Below are 17460 nucleotides of genomic sequence, written 5' to 3'. Positions count from 1 at the left end.
GGGTCTATGATGTTCGCATCGTGCCTCGCCAAGGCTTCAATTGCGGTAGCCAAGAACGCCAACCTGTTGACCGGAAGCGCCAATCAGCATGAAGGAACCGACCTCCCTCGCCAGCTGGACCCGTGCCTTGCGCAAGCAACTCGACGCGCTGGGACTGGACAGCATTGCCCTGTGCCAGCAGGCCGGGCTCGATCCGAATTTGATGGACGACCCCAACGCACGCTATCCGCTGTCCGGCACTACGCGCCTGTGGGAAATTGCCGTGCAGGTCAGCGGCGACCCGGCGATTGGTTTGCGCGTGTCGCGGTTCGTCAGCCCGACCACGTTCCATGCCCTCGGTTATGCGCTGGTGGCCAGCGGCAGTTTGCGCGAGGTGTTCGAGCGCATCGTGCGTTATCACCCGGTGGTCAGCGATGCGCTGGAACTGGAACTGAGCCGCAGCGACGACCGCTATCAATTCCGTCTGAAGATTCCGTCAGGCAATCCGGCGCCAGCCTTCGAAGCCATCGACGCGTTCACCGCGATCTACGTGCGCACTTGCCGCAATCGCCTCGGCCGCGATTACGCGCCACTCGCCGTGTATCTGCGCCGTCCGGAACCAACCGATGTGCACCAATGGCACAAAGTCTTCCGCGCCCCGGTGCATTTCGGCTGTGCCGAGGATCGTCTGGAGTTCGCCCTCGCCGATTTCGACAGCCACCTCGACGACGCCAACCCGGAACTCGCTGAACACAATGAAGCCGTGCTCAAACGCACCATGGCTCAGCTCCAGCCGTTGACCTGGGAGCGCAAGGTGCGCGATGCCATTGAAGAACAACTGCCGGAAGGTGAACCCAGTGCAGAACGGATTGCCCAGGCGTTGCACCTGAGTTTGCGCAGCCTGCAAAGGCATCTGGCGGATGAGGGTTGTCGCTTCGACACATTGCTCAATGAGAGCCGCGAAAATCTGGCGCTGCTGCACCTGCGCGATCCGCAGTGTTCGTTGAGTGAGGTGAGTTATCTGCTCGGGTTTGCCGACACCAGTAGTTTCAGCCGTGCTTTCAAGCGCTGGACGGGGATGACGCCGGGGCAGTTTCGCGATGGCTTGCGCTGATCGTCAGCCTTTAGCCAGACTGCGTTCCATACCAGATGACCATTGTTCGATCATCGCAGCACCCATCGCGGCGAACGCCGGATGACTGGCGCCGTACTCCGCCATTTCGCCCATTGCCACCTGCATACCGTTAGCGACTTGCTGCAGTAATTCATTGCAACGCGCCTCCGTCAGATTGCAGGCCGTACGACCGAACCGCATCAGCATTTTGTGCTTGGGCCAAGCCTTCGAGCCACCCAAGAGCAACGCCATACTGTCGTTCTTTATGTAGACCGATGTGGTGATGATGTCGTATGCGGGCGCGAGTCTGATTGTCGATTCCTCGCCGCAGCTTTCGTAAAGCACGCCGAAGTTTTTGAGATGAGCGTCGCCGTTTTTCACGCCTGCGGACAAAGCCACAATCTTGAAAAATGCTTCCAGCGCCAGATTGAGCAATGCAGGCGAAACAAACGCTTTGATCTGCCGGGCCGCGCCTTCGTAAGAGCCGTCGTATTTGGCTTTCGACGGCCAACCGTTGAGTACGCAGAAGTCCTCAAAACCCAGGTAGCCCGTAGCGCTCAAATCAAAGCGCTCGATAACCAGAAACCTGCCATGTTCGCTGAGCTCGAAGTTCGGCACGTCTAGCCCGCAGTGTTGCGCGGCACGCATGCAGAAGTATTCGTTGGTCGCCAAATGCGGATATTCATCAGCCCGAAAAGCTTTGACCAAATGGGTCGATCCCCGATGCGTCAGACGATCAATCGCAGCCGCACTGTCACGTACCAGCACTTTAGGCTGCACCCCAGACACTCCGGAATACTGGCCATAGGTTTGCAACAGATCCTCGAACAAGCCTTGCGCACCATCGTGCACCAGCAGATCGGCCAGCGACGTTTCAGGCGGGCGATCCGTCATCGATGGGCTGGCAATGGATAACCGACCGAGCTGATAGGGGCCGACAATGGCCAGCAATGCAAAGTCATCGAAGCCGCGAACCGCTTTGCTGAAACGCCGAACCAACTCATCACGAAGGGCGCCTTCGGGCAGATTCATCTCGAAAACCGGATGAATGCCATGCTCCCAAAGATAACTCTCCAGCCGGGACGGCATTGTCAGTGACACGGCATTTCCAGCACTGGTTTCTTCGCGGTAACTGAAGACGCTGTCGACTCGATCTTGCCCGCGCGCCAACGTTCCCACCGCTTGCCCGCCGACACAGACATTTAATCGATCTGACGACTCAGTCATGGAAGTTGACCTTTTGCAGCGTATCGAGTGTCGGTCGACGGGACTGACGCGGAACCGCAGTCAGCTCATAGCCAAACCCGTTGAGGATCGCTTCGACTTTGCGCAGGCCGATTTCCGAAATGGTGTTGTTTTCGATCCCCGAAATCGTCGCGCGGCTCATTCCGTATTGCTGAGCCAGTGCCTGCTGGGTCATTTTGTTCGCCTTGCGCAGGGCTTTGATCAACTCGCCAAGCTGTTCCATAGGGCTTCCTGCATCAAATATGGTGCAAATTTAGATATATGTTTTATTTGCATCGCATTTGATGCACTCAATGAACAAGATTAGCCTAGTTCCCAGTGATCACGAAGCAATCACTTGCTCACCACAAACGCCAGCTCAAAAACAGTGCCGTCAGCATCACTACTCACCCGCACCTGTCCCCCATGCAACTGCATGATCGACTGCACGATCGCCAGCCCCAAGCCACCCGAATCCCCCGGCTCTGCCCGTGAAGGATCGACGCGGTAGAAGCGGTCGAACAGTCTGCTCAGATGTTCATGCGCAATCGCCGGGCCATGGTTGTGCACTTGCAACCAGCACTCACCCGACTCGTCGCGGCGACGCAGACTGATCACCGATCCTTGATCGGCATGACGCACGGCATTGGCCAACAGATTGCCGAGCGCCCGTTGCAACAGTTGCTGATCGGCAAGCAGTTCACCGTGCAGTTGATTGTCCAGCCACACGTCACGGTCATCCGCCAAGGCTTCAAAGTAATCACACAGCTCACCGCCAACGCTGTGCAAATCCAGGATTTGCAAATTCAGCGCCCGCTCGGCCTGCTCGGCACGAGCAAGGAACATCAGGTTTTCCGCCATGCGCTTGAGCCGTTCGAACTCTTCCATGTTCGAGGCCAGGACTTCCTGATACTCCGCCGTGCTGCGCGGATGATTCAGCGCCTGACCGTTACTCGCCAACAAGGTGTGTAGCGGCGTGCGAATCTCGTGGGCGAGGTCGGCGGAGAACTGCGACAGGCGCTGCACGCTATCGTCCAGCCGCGCCAGCATGCCGTTGAGCGCCTGCACCGGTTCAAGCAGTTCAGTCGGCGTACCGGCGGCGGGCAAGCGCTGATCGAGGCTGCGCAGATCGATGCCGCGCACCGCTTCGCTCAACTGCCGCAACGGTTGCAGGCCCCGGCGCAGCAAGAGCAAGCCCAAGGCAAAAGCGAGCAACGCGCCGAGTCCAACCGACAGGTACAAGCGCATGCGATAGCTGCCGAGCATCTGCTCGCGCTCGCTCAACACTTTGCCGGCGATGACCGTCAACGGCTCGCCGTTCGGCCCTTGCGCTTCGCCGGATAACAGCGCCAGTTCAGCACCGTCCGGCGCTTGCCACGTGAGTACATCGGGACGCTTTGGCGTTTGCTCGCGGGGGATGGCGTTCAGCGCGGGCAAATCGCGTTGACGGGGATTGATTGCGATCACGCTGGAACCATCGGCGCGGCGCACCAGCAACAGACTGTCGAGATTGCCGAGCATGTTCTGATACAGCCGTGGCCGTGCCTGCAAAGCGTCGAGGCTGTCGCTGTCGGCGAGCAACGCGCGCACTTGCTCCAGTCGTCCAAGCAATGCGAGGTCGTCGCGGTAGGCGATTTCCGAGGCCAGCGAGCGGTAGAGAAACACGCCAATCGTGCTCAGTACCAAGGCGCAAACAATGGCGAACGCCAGCGCCAGTCGCCAGGCGATCGACTTAGAGCGCATCGTCCGGCGCTTCCAGTTGATAACCGACACCGCGCACGGTGTGGATAAGTTTCGGCATGTACGGATCATCGACTTTCGAACGCAAACGCCGCACGGCGACTTCGACCATGTTGGTGTCGCTGTCAAAATTCAGGTTCCATACCTGTGAGGCGATCAGCGTGCGCGACAGCACTTCGCCCTGACGGCTGGCGAGCAATTGCAACAAGGCGAACTCCTTGTTGGTCAGGGCAATGCGCTGGCCGCCGCGACTGACACGGCGGCGCAACACATCGATTTCCAGATCGGCGATGGTGTACGACTCGGCTTCGCGCATCGGCCCGCGCCGTAGCAACGTGCGTACCCGTGCGAGCAGTTCGGCGAAGGCGAAGGGCTTGAGCAAGTAATCGTCAGCGCCCAGTTCGAGGCCGCGCACGCGGTCTTCAATGGCGTCCTTGGCGGTCAGGAACAATACCGGCGTGGCGCCGCGCTGGCGGATCAGCTGCAGCAATTGCCAGCCGTTGAGCCCGGGGAGCATCACGTCGAGGATGATCAGGTCATATTCCTGTTGCTCGATAAAGTAACGGCCATCGAGGCCATTGAGCGCCACGTCCACGGCAAAACCCGACTCGCCCAAGCCTTTGGCGAGGAAATTCGCGGTTTTGGCTTCATCTTCTACGACCAGCAAACGCATGGCACACCTCGATTGATCAGGCGTACAGGCTAGGCGCCTTCGCCGGCGTTGCCCATTACAAACTTGTAATCAGACTGACGAGGTTCTGACGAAGGACGGCGATTAAGGTGACGACCTTCGCTTTTGGAGCCTGTCCATGACCGTCAAATACCTTGTAGCCAGCCTGGCCCTCGGCCTCAGTGCCAGCGTGCTCGCAAGCCCGGAACTGCCGCGTCACGCCGATCTCGACCTGAAAACCGCACGGCTGCTCGCCGACACGGCAATGGCCAACTGCACCGGCACGGTGTCGGTGCTCGATCGGGGCGGCAATCTGTTGGTGACCCTGCGCGGCGACGGTGTCGGCCCGCACAACACCGCCGCCAGCCAACGCAAGGCCTACACCGCGCTGTCGACCAAAACCGCCACGCGGCTATTCGCCGAACGCGCTCGCAGCAATCCGCAAACCGCCAACCTCAACACTCTCGACGAATTGTTGTTGCTCGGCGGCGGTATTCCGCTGTTCGCGGCTGATGATCTGGTCGGTGCGATGGGGGTGGCCGGTTCCGGCGGCGGTGAGCAAGACGAAAACTGTGCAATCAAGGCGGCCGAGAAAACCGGCCTGGCCACCACCCGTTCCCAATAAGGAGATGCATCCATGAGCACTTTGCGCATGACCTTCGCCGCGCTCGGCCTGAGCGCTTTTTCCAGCCTGGCCCTGGCCGCCGGCAACCCGTTGAGCGTGCACGTGCTCAACCTGGAAAACGGCCTGCCGTCGCCGGGCATTAACGTGACCCTGGAAAAACACGTCGGCGAGAACTGGCAGCCTCTTGCTCAAGGCACGACCAATGAACAAGGGCGAATTGCCGAACTGTTCCCGGCCAAACAGCCTTTTGAAGCGGGTGAATACCGGGTGGTGTTCAAGACCGGCGAGTACTTCAAGAAGGTCAAGCACGACACCTTCTTCCCGGAGATTCCGGTGATTTTTGAAGTGAAGCAAACCGATCAGCATTACCACATCCCGCTGCTGCTCAGCCCGTATGGTTTCTCGACCTATCGCGGTTCGTAAAATCAACACAGATCCCCTGTAGGAGTGAGCCTGCTCGCGATAGCGGTATGTCAGTCACCCATTGGCTAACTGATAGATGGCTATCGCGAGCAGGCTCACTCCTACAGGTCTGTGCTTTGCTCCAGATATCACGAACACCAAAAAAACCTGTGGGAGCCTGGCTTGCCAGCGATGGCGTCCGTACAGCAGACATCGATGTCGGCTGATGCACCGCTATCGCTGGCAAGCCAGCTCCCACAGGGGCTGGGGTGCATTGTCAGATCGTGGCCAGGGCGCGCAATCGCGCGGGGTCGAGGATTTCGATCTCGCCATACCCAAGCCCGATAATCCCCTGCCCCTGCAAATCCTTGAGGATCTGGTTGGTGGTCTGCCGCGACAGCGACAGCATCGATGCCAACTGCTCCTGCGGCAGTTGCAGTACACGACGCGGCGCGTCGAGTTCGCCGTAGCCCTCGGCGATCATCAGCAAGCGATGGGCCAGACGCGCCGGCGCTGGCAGCAGGCTCAGTTGTTCGAGATTGATGAAGGCCAGGCGCAGTTTGTGGCTCATCAGCAGCGCCAGATGCCGCCAATACACCGGATGTTCGTCGAGCAGTTTCAGCAACGTCGCCTGCGGAATATTCAGCAGCGTGCACGGCCCGACTGCGTAGGCGTCATGGGTACGCGGCTGACCATCGAACAGGCAGATCTCGCCGAACCAGTGCGGCGCTTCCACCAGACTCAACAACGCCTCCTTGCCCTGCTCGCTTACCGCGCCGATGCGCACGGCGCCATCGAGCACTGCGTACAAACCGCACGGCGCATCGCCGCGCTGGAACAAGCGCTGCCCCGCCGTCAGCCGCCGCTCTCGCGCTGCCGCCAGCAAGCTATCCTGAAAAGACACCGGCAGATGACTGAACCACTGGCCACTCATCAGCCGCGAACGTATTTGCATAAACACTCCTGGATTGTCGCCTGCCTGACAGAGCGAACCCTGATCCCGAGGGATGATGCGATCAACCCTACCGGAGGAACAACAATGAAAAGCCTCGTCGACCACCTCAGTCAATACGCCGCCTACCACCGTGATCCGCGCAACATCGCCAGCCACTTTATCGGCATTCCGCTGATTGTGGTGGCGGTGGCGGTTTTGTTGTCGCGTCCGCAATGGTCGCTGGGTGGCTTGTGGATATCTCCAGCCGTTGTCGTGGCGCTGGCCTCGGCGTGGTTTTACCTACGCCTGGAAGTGAAGCTCGGGGTGTTGATGACCGTGCTGATGGGTTTATCCGTCTGGGCCGGGCATGTGTTGGCGCAGCAGAGCACCATGGTCTGGCTGAGCAGCGGCCTGGCGATGTTTGTGGTGGGCTGGGTGATACAGTTTGTCGGGCATCACTATGAAGGGCGCAAACCGGCGTTTGTCGATGACGTCAGCGGGCTGATTGTCGGGCCGTTGTTTGTGGTGGCCGAGTTGGCGTTCATGCTCGGGATGCGGCATGAATTGAAAGAGCAGATCGAAGCGCGGGCGGGGGTGGTGCAGGTCAATCCGAACAAAAAAGCGGCGGCTTAGGCCGCTTGAAAGATCGCAGCCTACGGCAGCTCCTACAGTGGGTTTGGTCGATCACAAAATGTGTGACCAACCGAAACCCCTGTAGGAGCTGCCGCAGGCTGCGATCTTTTGGTCTTAGAGGCTTGCGACTTTCTGCCAGACCTTCGGCTTGAAGAACAGCGTTTCACCCTTGGCCAAGCCGATCAGGCTGTCGTGGTCTTTCACCACTTCGGCCTCGATCAAATCCGTCTGGCCCTCAACCTTGAGCGTCACCCGCGTGGTCGCGCCCAACGGGCGGATGTCACGGACTTCAGCCGCATGGTGATCCTCCAGCTCATGCCTGGACAACGACACTTCATGCGGGCGGAACAGCACGTGGTTGTCGTCGCTCAACAGCAAGCGGTTCGAATCGCCGAGGAAGTGATAAACGAAATCGCTGGCCGGGTTTTCGTAGACGTCGCCCGGTGAGCCGATCTGCTCGATCACACCTTTGTTCATCACTACGATCCGGTCAGCAACCTCCATCGCCTCTTCCTGGTCGTGGGTCACGAACACCGAGGTCAGGTTGATGTCTTCGTGCAACCGCGCCAGCCAGCGGCGCAGCTCCTTACGCACCTTGGCGTCGAGGGCGCCGAACGGTTCGTCCAGCAGCAGCACTTTAGGCTCCACCGCCAAAGCACGGGCCAAAGCGATACGCTGACGCTGACCACCGGACAACTGCTCCGGATAACGATCCGACAGCCAATCCAGCTGCACCATGTTCAGCAGTTCATGCACCTTGACCGCGATCTGGCTTTCGTTCGGACGCTGGTTTTTCGGCTTCATGCGCAGACCGAACGCGACGTTATCGAACACGGTCATGTGGCGGAACAAGGCGTAGTGCTGGAACACGAAACCGACGTTGCGATCGCGCACATCGTGGCCGGAGACGTCTTCGCCGTGGAAGACGATGTTGCCGTTATCCGGGGTTTCCAGGCCGGCGATAATCCGCAGCAGCGTGGTCTTGCCGCAGCCCGACGGGCCGAGCAGCGCGACCAGCTCACCGCTGTGGATATCCAGACTGATGTTGTCCAGCGCCTTGAACGCGTTGAAATTCTTGCTGACGTTACGCACTTCGATCGACATGAATTATTCCTCCGCGGCGCTGGCGCGCAGGCGGTTGATACGGTTTTCGCTCCACTGCTTGAGCAGCAGGATGAAGAGCGCCAGGATCAGCAACAGGCTCGCCACGGCGAACGCGGCCACGTGGTTGTATTCGTTGTAGAGGATCTCGACGTGCAGCGGCAAGGTGTTGGTCACCCCGCGAATGTGCCCGGAGACCACCGACACCGCACCGAACTCACCCATGGCCCGCGCGGTACACAGCACCACGCCATAGATCAGGCCCCACTTGATGTTCGGCACGGTGACATGCCAGAACATCTGCCAGCCATTGGCGCCGAGCAGGCGCGCGGCTTCCTCTTCCTGCGTGCCTTGTTCCTGCATCAACGGAATCAGTTCACGGGCCACGAACGGCACGGTGACGAAAATCGTTGCCAGCACGATGCCCGGCAGGGCGAAGACGATCTGGATGTCGTGATCCTGCAGCCACGGACCGAACAAGCCTTGTGCGCCGAACATCAGCACGTAGACCAGACCGGCGATCACCGGCGATACCGAGAACGGCAGGTCGATCAGCGTCACCAGCATGCTCTTGCCACGGAACGAGTATTTGCTCACGCACCACGCCGCACTGACGCCGAATACCAGGTTCAGCGGCACCGAAATCAGCACGGCGAACACGGTGAGTTTCAGTGCCGAAAGCGCGTCCGGCTCAAAGATCGCGGTGAAGAAAGCGCCGAGGCCATTCTTCAAACCCTGCGATACGACGATGAACAACGGCAGCAGCAGAAACAGGAAAAAGATCAGCCAGCCCAGGCCGATCAGGATTCTGCGCGAAGTGGCGCTGCCACGGCGTGCAGCGTTGGCCGAAGAGGCGGCCGCAATAGACGATTGGGACATGTTCGCGCCTCCTTATGGGGTTTCGATGCGCCGCTGCAGCAAGTTGATCAGCAGCAACAGGACGAAGGAAACCACCAGCATCAACACGCCGATGGCGGTGGCGCCGGTGTAATCGTATTGGTCGAGTTTGACCATGATCAGCAGCGGCAGGATCTCGGTTTTCATCGGCATGTTGCCGGCGATGAAAATCACCGAGCCGTACTCGCCGACGCCACGCGCGAACGCCAGGGCAAAACCGGTCAGCCAGGCGGGCAGGAGTGCCGGAACCAGAATGTGGCGAAACACCTGCCATGGCTTCGCACCGAGGCACGCCGCCGCTTCTTCGACTTCTCGAGGAATATCGGCCAGCACCGGCTGCACCGTGCGCACCACGAACGGCAGGGTTACGAAGGTCAGCGCCAGGGTGATACCCAGCGGAGTGTAGGCGATCTTGAAACCGAGATCGGCAGCGAACTGGCCGACCAGCCCAGCCGGCGCGTACAACGCAGTCAGCGCAATACCGGCCACCGCTGTCGGCAGGGCGAACGGCAGATCGATCATCGCGTCGATCACCTTGCGCCCCGGGAAGGTGTAGCGCACCAGCACCCAGGCCAGCAGCGTGCCGATGATGCCGTTGATGATCGCCGCACACAGCGCGGTGCCGAAGCTCAGCTTCAACGCGGCCAGCACCCGTGGTGCGGAAATGATCGTCCAGAACTGATCCCAGGTAAGTTGCGCGGCGTGGACGAACATCGCCGCCAGCGGGATAAGCACAATCAGGCTGAGGTACACCAAGGTGTAGCCCAGCGTCAGCCCGAAGCCGGGTATGACGGGGGAGATACGACGCGACATAAAAGTCCTTGGTTAAAAAACGCGCGAAGCCCCGAAGGTAAATCCGGGGCTTGTTTATGGCTATGAAAACTTACTGCGCCTGATAAATCTGGTCGAACACGCCACCGTCGTTGAAGAATTTCGGCTGTGCGGTTTTCCAGCCGCCGAAGTCCTTGTCGATGGTCACCAGGTCCAGTTTCGGGAACTGCTGGGCGTACTTGGCAGCTACGTCCTTGTCACGTGGACGGTAGAAGTTCTTCGCGGCAATTTCCTGACCGGCCGGGCTGTACAGGTGCTTCAGATAGGCTTCGGCGATCTGCTCGTTGCCTTTCTTCTCGGCGTTCTTGTCGACCACGGCCACTGGCGGCTCGGCGAGGATCGACAGCGAAGGCACGACGATGTCGAACTTGTCGGCGCCGCCATCTTCTTTCAGCGCCAGGAATGCTTCGTTTTCCCAGGCCAGCAACACGTCACCCTGACCGTTGTTGACGAAGGTGATGGTCGAACCGCGCGCACCGGTGTCGAGGATCGGCACGTGCTTGAACAGGGTCTGCACATATTCTTTGGCTTTGGCCTCGTCACCGCCGTTGGCTTTCAGGCCGTAGGCCCATGCGGCGAGGAAGTTCCAGCGTGCGCCGCCAGAGGTTTTTGGATTAGGGGTGATTACCGAGACGTCGTTCTTGACCAGATCGCCCCAGTCCTTGATGCCTTTCGGGTTGCCCTTGCGCACCAGGAAGACGATGGTCGAGGTGTACGGCGTGCTCGCTTCCGGCAGACGCTTCTGCCAGTCGGCAGGCAGGGTCTTGCCGAGTTTGGCGATTTCATCAATGTCGCCGGCCAGGGCCAGGGTCACGACGTCAGCGCGCAGACCGTCGATCACCGCACGGCCCTGTTTGCCCGAACCGCCGTGGGATTGCTGGATTTTCACCGTGTCGCCAGCGTGGTCTTTCTGCCAGAACTTGATGAATTCAGCGTTGTAGTCCTGATACAGCTCGCGCGTCGGGTCATACGACACATTGAGCAGTTCGTAATCCTTGGCAACCGCGGAACCGGCAAACACAGCACTGGCCAGGGCGGCCAAAGCGTAACGGCGAATCGACGACATGGTGAAAGCTCCTGGAATTCTGGGTGGTGGCTTTTTCTTATGAATATCTGGAATCGGGTGTGCCGGCTAAAGATCGCAGCCTTCGGCAGCTCCTACACACAGCCCCCTGTAGGAGCTGCCGCAGGCTGCGATCTTTTGATCTTCAACTCAGCCCGGTTGTTTACCCGGTTGCTGCAAACGGAATTTCTCTTTGCGTTCGATCTGTACGACTTGCGCGTTGTGCACAGTGATCTCCACCGCGCCGAAACGCAGATCGCGCAGGGCGCTCTGGATTTCACGCAAAATGGTGCTTTCGTCCTGACCGTCAACGCTGCGAAGGGATGCGCTCATGGTGCTGCTCCTTTGAATGGGATTTGCCTGGCAGTGGGCGGCACTGCGTTCGGCGTGGAAGCAATATAAGAGAGGCGCGGATATTCTTAAAAAGACTATTTAAGAATGTTTATATAACCAGAAAACATTATGTGGCACGGCAAGGGTTTGCGCGTTGGGGGAGCAAAAGATCGCAGCCTTCGGCAGCTCCTACAGGGATCGGTGCAGGAGCTGCCGAAGGCTCGGGCCGCGATCGGACGATCTTTTGATCTTTTAACCAATCACCGATGTTCTTGCCCAATCAATCTCCTGCGCTTGAACCGGCCGCCCAAACCAATACCCCTGCCCCAGATCACATTCCTGCTCCAGCAAAAACGCCGCCTGCTCAACCTGCTCGATACCCTCGGCATGCACCTGCATGCCCATGCTCCGGGCCAGCGCGATGATCACCCGCACGATCGCTGCGTCATCCTCGTCCCAAGGCAAGCCGGCAACAAAACCCTGATCGATTTTCAGCTTCTGCACCGGCAAGCGCTTGAGCCGCAAAAGCGATGAATACCCGGTACCAAAATCATCGATGGCCAGACGAATACCCAATTCACGCAAACGATGCATCTGCTCCAGCGCCACCTCCGGATCGTCCATTACCGCGCTTTCAGTGACTTCAAGCTCCAGATACGCCGGATCCAGCCCGGTGTCATGCAGGACCTGCGCGACCTGTTGATAAAGCTCACGCCGGGCGAACAAACGCGACGACACATTCACCGCGACAAATGACAGTACGATTCCAGCCTGTTGCCACTGGCACATCTGCCGACACGCCTGCTGCATCACCCACGCGTCGATTTCGGCAATCAGCCCGGTGCGCTCGGCAATCGGGATGAATTCCGCCGGCGACACCAGACCGCGCTGCGGATGCTGCCAACGCACCAAGGCTTCAACACCGATCAAGCGACTGGTCTTCAAGTCATGTACAGGCTGGTAGAACACCCGCAATTCCCGTTGCTCCAGCGCCCGGCGCAGTTCGAAAGCGATTTCCACCCGTTGCTGGGCGTGGGCGGTGAGTTCTTCGGTGTACAAGGCGTACCCGTTGCGCCCGCTGCTCTTGGCCTTGAACAACGCCGCGTCGGCATTGCGCAACAGTTGTTCGGCGCTCAACGCGTCACTGGGGAACAGGCTGATGCCGAGGCTGCCGTTGATGAACAACTGATTGCCATCAATGCTGAACGGCTCCTTCAGTGCATCGAGAATCCGTTGCGCCAGCGCTGCTGCCTGCACCGGCTGTGGACAACTTTCCGCCAGTACGGCGAACTCATCACCACCGAGACGCGCCAGCGTAATGCCGGGGCCGAACAGCGCCTGCAAGCGCGCTGCCACGGCCTTGAGCAAGCGATCGCCGATGTTATGGCCGAGGCTGTCGTTGATCATTTTGAAGTGATCGAGATCAAGCATCAGCAGTGCACAACCGCGCTTGTGGTTTTGCGCCGAGGCCAGTGCCTGTTCAGCGCGATCGCTGAACAGCAGCCGATTGGGCAGATCAGTCAGCGGATCGTGGTGCGCGAGGTGTTTGAGCTCATGCTCGGAATCCTTGATCGCACTAATGTCTGAAAACACCGCGACGTAATGGCTGCGCCGGCCCTGATCATCGTGAATGACCCGAATGGTCTGCCACTGTGGATAAATCTCGCCGCTTTTTCGGCGGTTCCAGATTTCGCCGCTCCATTCGCCCTGCGATTCCAGAGTGGCAAACATCGCCTGATAAAATCCCGGCGGATGATGGCCCGACTTGAACAGGCTCGGCTGCTGCCCGAGGACTTCTTCACGCTGATAACCGGTGATCTCGATGAACGCACGATTGACGTGCACGATCAGCCCCTGATGGTTGGTCACCAGCACCCCTTCGCGGGTGCAATCGAAGACCGCCGCCGCTTGACGCAGGCGTTCGCGGTCGGCGTGGCGTTCGCGCAAACGCGCACCTATTCCGAGAAACTCGCACAATCGCGCCCGCGCCAGGAAAATCAGCCCGGCGCTGAACGCCGCGAAGACGTAACCGTTGATCAGTTGCCATCGGGCAAGATCGACGGAGTTATCGAAGAAATTGTTTAATAAATGATCAGTGCCCTGCAGCCAGACAGCAGCAAGCACGAGATAAAGCAGCGCTGCACGCAAAGCATCGCGGTAAGTGGCAGGCATTCGACTGTCCATGTCCCTACAAAAAGGTTGGAATTATAGGTCAAGAAACATCCAGCGACTCTTATCTGAAAGGGCGACTGGTTTTATCTGTGTGCTTGGTGATAATGCAACGGCTGTTTTTATCTTTATCGAGGGCCCTATAGCCTATGTGGTACGAAGGTTTTCTTGGCTTGTCGGCCTGGTCTCTGGTCGCAGTCACCCTGCTGATGACCCACGTGACAATTGTCGCCGTCACGGTCTATCTGCACCGCTACTCGGCCCATCGCTCGCTGGAGCTGAATGCTGGCCTGAAGCACTTTTTCCGTTTCTGGTTGTGGCTGACCACGGCGCAGAACACCCGCGAGTGGACCGCCATCCACCGTAAACATCACGCCAAGTGTGAAACCGAAGACGACCCGCACAGCCCGGTCATCAAAGGCCTTTCCACCGTGCTGCGCACCGGCGCCGAGCTGTATCGCGCCGAAGCGCAAAACCCGGAAACCCTGCGCATCTACGGCAAGAACTGCCCCGAAGACTGGATCGAGCGCAACGTCTACAGCCGCTACCCGCTGTTGGGCGTGGCGATCATGGGCGTCATCGACCTGCTGCTGTTCGGCACCATCGGCATCACCATCTGGGCGATCCAGATGATGTGGATCCCGGTGTGGGCCGCCGGCGTGATCAACGGTCTGGGCCATGCGGTCGGCTATCGCAACTTCGAATGCCGCGACGCAGCCACCAATCTGGTGCCGTGGGGCATCCTGATCGGCGGCGAAGAACTGCATAACAACCATCACACCTACCCTAACTCGGCCAAGCTGTCGGTGAAGAAGTGGGAGTTCGACCTCGGTTGGGCGTGGATCAAAGTCTTCAGCTTCCTGCGTCTGGCCAAGGTTCAGCGCGTGGCGCCGATCGCCCACCGCGTCGAAGGCAAGGGCAATCTGGACATGGACACCGCCATGGCCATCCTCAACAACCGCTTCCAGATCATGGCCCAGTACCGCAAATTGGTGATCGGCCCGCTGGTCAAGCAAGAGCTGGCCAAGGTCGATCATTCGGTGCGCCACCAGTTCCACCGCGCCAAGCGTCTGCTGTCGCGGGAAACCAGCCTGCTGGAAGATCGTCATCACTTGCGCATCCAGACCATGCTCGAGCACAGCCAGGCGCTGAAGGTAATTTACGAGAAACGCTTGGCCCTGCAGCAGATCTGGGTCAAGACCAGCGCAAATGGCCACGACATGCTCGCCGCCATCAAAGAGTGGATTCACGAGGCCGAGGCCAGCGGTATCCAGTCCCTGCGTGAATTCGCCGACCAGTTGAAAACCTACTCGCTGCGCCCTGCAGCCGCCTGAGACCGTTGATCGGTGCACCCGGCTCCCGGGTGCACCCTTCGGAACTTCGCTAAAAATCGCCTATCTCAAAGACACTTCGCCATCCCGGCGGGCTGTACTGTGGCCGTTGTCGAATTGCGGCACGCCTTTGAGATCTGTGCCGATGGTCAATAACAATCAAAAAGACTCATCCTTACCGAAGTGGCCCGAGGCCGCACAAACGCTAATGGCGTTGATGCATGCCCAAGGCGAAGTCGCCCGTTTGAGCGAACGCGAACAGCTGTTCAGCTCCTTATTGGTCAGCGTCAACGCTGTGCTCTGGGCCTTCAACTGGGAAACCCGGCAGGTGCTGTATGTCAGCCCCGCCTATGAACGGATTTTCGGCCGCTCCGCCGGCCTCCTCCTCGCCGACTACAACCAATGGCGCGACAGCATCTACCCCGACGATCTGGAATACGCCGAACGCAGCCTCGCCGAAGTCCTGCACAGAGGCGCGGTGGAAGATCGCGAATACCGGATCATCGCCGCCGACGGCCAGGTGCGCTGGCTCAGCGATAAGTGCTTCATCAACCGTCAGGACGAGCCGGGGCAACCGGTGATCATCGTCGGCATCGCCGAAGACATCACCGACAAGAAGCAGATGGAAACCGAGTTGCACCGTCTGGCGACCACCGACGTGCTGACCCAAAGCAGCAATCGCCGGCACTTCTTCGAGTGCGCCAATCGCGAGTTCGAAGTAGCGAAGGTGCAGGGCGCACAAATGGCCTTTCTGCTGCTGGATATCGATGATTTCAAAATGATCAATGACACCTACGGCCACCCGGAGGGCGATAATGTTCTGCAGCGGATTGCCGAGTGCGGACGCGGCTCGTTGCGCCGGGGCGATCTGTTCGGGCGGATTGGCGGCGAAGAGTTTGCCGCAGTGTTTCCCGGTTGTGCGCCGGACATGGCCATGCAGGTGGCCGAGCGGCTGCAGCAGGAGATTCAGCGTTTGAGCTTCAGCCATGACGGCCAGACGTTCGGCATCACCGTGAGCCAGGGGCTGACCAGCCTTACCGGGGAAGACGAAAACCTCGACAGCCTGTTCGCCCGCGCGGATGCGGCGATGTATGAGGCCAAGCGACAGGGCAAGAACCGCATCATTTCTGCCTGACCCGTATCTCAGCTACACAGAGATCCATTGCGGGGTTTGCGTAAGTCAGGTTATTTGCGCATCCGCATCAACTCCGGCAGCCCGATCTTGAGCAACCGCGCCGTGCGGCTCTTCGCCAACTCCTCAACGCCCTCATGCTCGGTCAAGCGGGCCATCTGCGCCGCCATGTTCATCACCAGCGCCTCACGGGAATACACCCCGCCGCCGAGCTGGTACACCGACGCAATCAGCTCACGCAGCTCCAGCGGCAATCGCCAGCGGGTGCGCAACGCCGAACCATAAGCCGCGCCAAACTCCGCCAGCGCCTCGCCGACCTCCTCCCACTCATCCAGCGCACCGCCGGCCTGCTGCCACTCCTGCAGACAACGCAGCAACGCCAGATCACCCAGGCGATGGAGCATACCCGCGCAGTAACAGCGCTCCTGATCGAGATCGAGTAAGCGTGCCAGGGTGCGCGCGTATTCAGCGGTGTGCAGCGACAAGCCCCAGTAACGCTCGGCGTAGTCCGCCAGACAAGGATCGCTGAGCTTGGCGCTGCGCTTGAGTGCCAGCCCCAGAATCAGGTTCATGCTCTGCCCGGTGCCCAGGCGATGCAGGGCTTGAGCGAGCGTTTGAACCGGGGCACCGTGGTGCTGCGCCGCGCTGTTGGCCGCAGCGATCAGCACTGCAGTGATTTGTGGGTCGGTTTTGATCTCATCTTCCAACAGTTTCAGATCGAGGCCATTGGGATTGAGGCTGCGCTTTACCGCCACCTGCACATCGGTCATCAACGGCGCGCCGTCGGCCTGCTCGCGGCGGCGTTCAAGGAATATCGACAAGGTCATGCCCGGTGCCAATGCCGGCACCTCACAGAACACTTCTTCACCGGCATTCAGCAGTAAACCCTGCAAACGCTCGGTCAGGCTTTCCATGTTCAGTGGTTTGGTCAGGTAGGCCGTGGGCGCCAACGGAATCGCTTCACGCACACTGGCGCTGTCGTTGCGGCTGCTCATCAGGATGAACGGCAACGGTGGGTTGCGTTTGCGCTGACGCACGCTGCGCAGCACGCTCAAACCGTCGATGCCGGGCAACTCCCAATCGACGATCGCCAGGTCATACGGCACTTCACTGAGCAATGACAGGGCTTGCTGCCCGTCGGCGCACAAGTCTATCCGCGCATCGCAACGCACGTTCAGAAGCACTTGTTTGAGCAGGTCCCGGGACCACGGATCGGCCTCGGCAATCAGCACTCGGGGTACGGCGGGTAAATCAACGGCAGTCATGCGCGCTCTCCCTTGCA

Annotated in this window: 18 protein-coding genes; 6 read left to right on the top strand and 12 right to left on the bottom strand. The window is 59.6% G+C overall.

Annotated features, from left to right (window positions below; all coding sequences use genetic code 11):
• The first annotated feature begins 88 nt into the window (after positions 1-88).
• Positions 89-1093, top strand: coding sequence for an AraC family transcriptional regulator (locus ACM6JQ_RS26655; RefSeq protein WP_007917662.1), 1005 nt, complete (start codon positions 89-91; stop codon positions 1091-1093).
• Between the two features lie 3 nt (positions 1094-1096).
• Here the strand turns inward: ACM6JQ_RS26655 and ACM6JQ_RS26650 are convergent, their stop codons facing one another.
• The 4 genes from ACM6JQ_RS26650 to ACM6JQ_RS26635 form a co-directional block, all read right to left on the bottom strand.
• Complete coding sequence (locus ACM6JQ_RS26650; protein ID WP_007917665.1) at positions 1097-2320, bottom strand: type II toxin-antitoxin system HipA family toxin; 1224 nt, start codon at positions 2318-2320, stop codon at positions 1097-1099.
• Positions 2313-2561, bottom strand: coding sequence for a helix-turn-helix domain-containing protein (locus ACM6JQ_RS26645; RefSeq protein ID WP_007917667.1), 249 nt, complete (start codon positions 2559-2561; stop codon positions 2313-2315). Before ACM6JQ_RS26645 ends, ACM6JQ_RS26650 begins: the two co-directional genes overlap by 8 nt.
• Before the next feature lie 110 nt (positions 2562-2671).
• Positions 2672-4060, bottom strand: a complete 1389-nt coding sequence (locus ACM6JQ_RS26640; protein ID WP_414894970.1) for a heavy metal sensor histidine kinase — start codon at positions 4058-4060, stop codon at positions 2672-2674.
• Positions 4050-4730 (bottom strand): heavy metal response regulator transcription factor, encoded by a 681-nt coding sequence (locus ACM6JQ_RS26635; protein WP_038367211.1) that lies wholly within the window; start codon positions 4728-4730, stop codon positions 4050-4052. Before ACM6JQ_RS26635 ends, ACM6JQ_RS26640 begins: the two co-directional genes overlap by 11 nt.
• Before the next feature lie 136 nt (positions 4731-4866).
• Between ACM6JQ_RS26635 and ACM6JQ_RS26630 the strand changes: the two genes are divergently transcribed.
• On the top strand, positions 4867-5352 hold the full coding sequence (locus tag ACM6JQ_RS26630; protein ID WP_414894969.1) for a GlcG/HbpS family heme-binding protein: 486 nt from the start codon (positions 4867-4869) through the stop codon (positions 5350-5352).
• Positions 5353-5364: 12 nt separating this feature from the next.
• Positions 5365-5775 carry a hydroxyisourate hydrolase gene (uraH, locus tag ACM6JQ_RS26625; RefSeq protein WP_038367220.1) on the top strand — a complete coding sequence of 137 codons (411 nt, stop codon included), beginning with the start codon at positions 5365-5367 and terminating at the stop codon, positions 5773-5775.
• Between the two features lie 256 nt (positions 5776-6031).
• Here uraH and ACM6JQ_RS26620 read toward each other — a convergent pair whose 3' ends face one another.
• Positions 6032-6709: a Crp/Fnr family transcriptional regulator gene (locus ACM6JQ_RS26620; RefSeq protein WP_095113899.1), complete on the bottom strand. Its 678-nt coding sequence runs from the start codon at positions 6707-6709 to the stop codon at positions 6032-6034.
• A gap of 84 nt (positions 6710-6793) precedes the next feature.
• Here ACM6JQ_RS26620 and ACM6JQ_RS26615 point away from each other — a divergent pair, with 84 nt between their 5' ends.
• Entirely contained in the window at positions 6794-7321 is a 528-nt protein-coding gene (locus ACM6JQ_RS26615; RefSeq protein WP_007917677.1) for a DUF962 domain-containing protein, read from the top strand.
• A gap of 114 nt (positions 7322-7435) precedes the next feature.
• Here the strand turns inward: ACM6JQ_RS26615 and ACM6JQ_RS26610 are convergent, their stop codons facing one another.
• The 6 genes from ACM6JQ_RS26610 to dibA form a co-directional block, all read right to left on the bottom strand.
• A complete protein-coding gene (locus ACM6JQ_RS26610; protein WP_007917678.1) occupies positions 7436-8425 on the bottom strand; it encodes a sulfate/molybdate ABC transporter ATP-binding protein in 990 nt (329 codons plus the stop codon).
• A 3-nt stretch (positions 8426-8428) separates the two neighbouring features.
• Positions 8429-9301: a sulfate ABC transporter permease subunit CysW gene (cysW, locus tag ACM6JQ_RS26605; protein WP_007917679.1), complete on the bottom strand. Its 873-nt coding sequence runs from the start codon at positions 9299-9301 to the stop codon at positions 8429-8431.
• 12 nt (positions 9302-9313) lie between these two features.
• The gene (cysT, locus tag ACM6JQ_RS26600; protein WP_007917680.1) at positions 9314-10132 is read right to left on the bottom strand and encodes a sulfate ABC transporter permease subunit CysT; all 819 of its coding nucleotides are present in this window, start codon (positions 10130-10132) and stop codon (positions 9314-9316) included.
• 70 nt (positions 10133-10202) lie between these two features.
• Positions 10203-11216: a sulfate ABC transporter substrate-binding protein gene (locus ACM6JQ_RS26595; RefSeq protein WP_038367242.1), complete on the bottom strand. Its 1014-nt coding sequence runs from the start codon at positions 11214-11216 to the stop codon at positions 10203-10205.
• A gap of 147 nt (positions 11217-11363) precedes the next feature.
• Positions 11364-11546: a sulfur starvation response protein OscA gene (oscA, locus tag ACM6JQ_RS26590; protein ID WP_007917682.1), complete on the bottom strand. Its 183-nt coding sequence runs from the start codon at positions 11544-11546 to the stop codon at positions 11364-11366.
• 252 nt (positions 11547-11798) lie between these two features.
• Positions 11799-13718, bottom strand: a complete 1920-nt coding sequence (dibA, locus tag ACM6JQ_RS26585) for a phosphodiesterase DibA (protein ID WP_414894968.1) — start codon at positions 13716-13718, stop codon at positions 11799-11801.
• 146 nt (positions 13719-13864) lie between these two features.
• On the opposite strand from dibA, the gene desA reads away from it, so the two are divergent.
• Complete coding sequence (desA, locus tag ACM6JQ_RS26580; RefSeq protein WP_007917684.1) at positions 13865-15049, top strand: delta-9 fatty acid desaturase DesA; 1185 nt, start codon at positions 13865-13867, stop codon at positions 15047-15049.
• A 142-nt stretch (positions 15050-15191) separates the two neighbouring features.
• Positions 15192-16181, top strand: coding sequence for a GGDEF domain-containing protein (locus tag ACM6JQ_RS26575; RefSeq protein WP_007917685.1), 990 nt, complete (start codon positions 15192-15194; stop codon positions 16179-16181).
• A gap of 50 nt (positions 16182-16231) precedes the next feature.
• Here ACM6JQ_RS26575 and ACM6JQ_RS26570 read toward each other — a convergent pair whose 3' ends face one another.
• Entirely contained in the window at positions 16232-17443 is a 1212-nt protein-coding gene (locus tag ACM6JQ_RS26570; RefSeq protein ID WP_007917686.1) for a response regulator, read from the bottom strand.
• Positions 17444-17460: the final 17 nt, after the last annotated feature.

Source organism: Pseudomonas sp. IT-232MI5 (assembly GCF_949767845.1).
Classification (GTDB): Bacteria; Pseudomonadota; Gammaproteobacteria; order Pseudomonadales; family Pseudomonadaceae; genus Aquipseudomonas.
The sequence above is the reverse complement of the archived record's forward strand: the minus strand, read 5'-3'. Positions and strand labels throughout refer to the sequence as shown.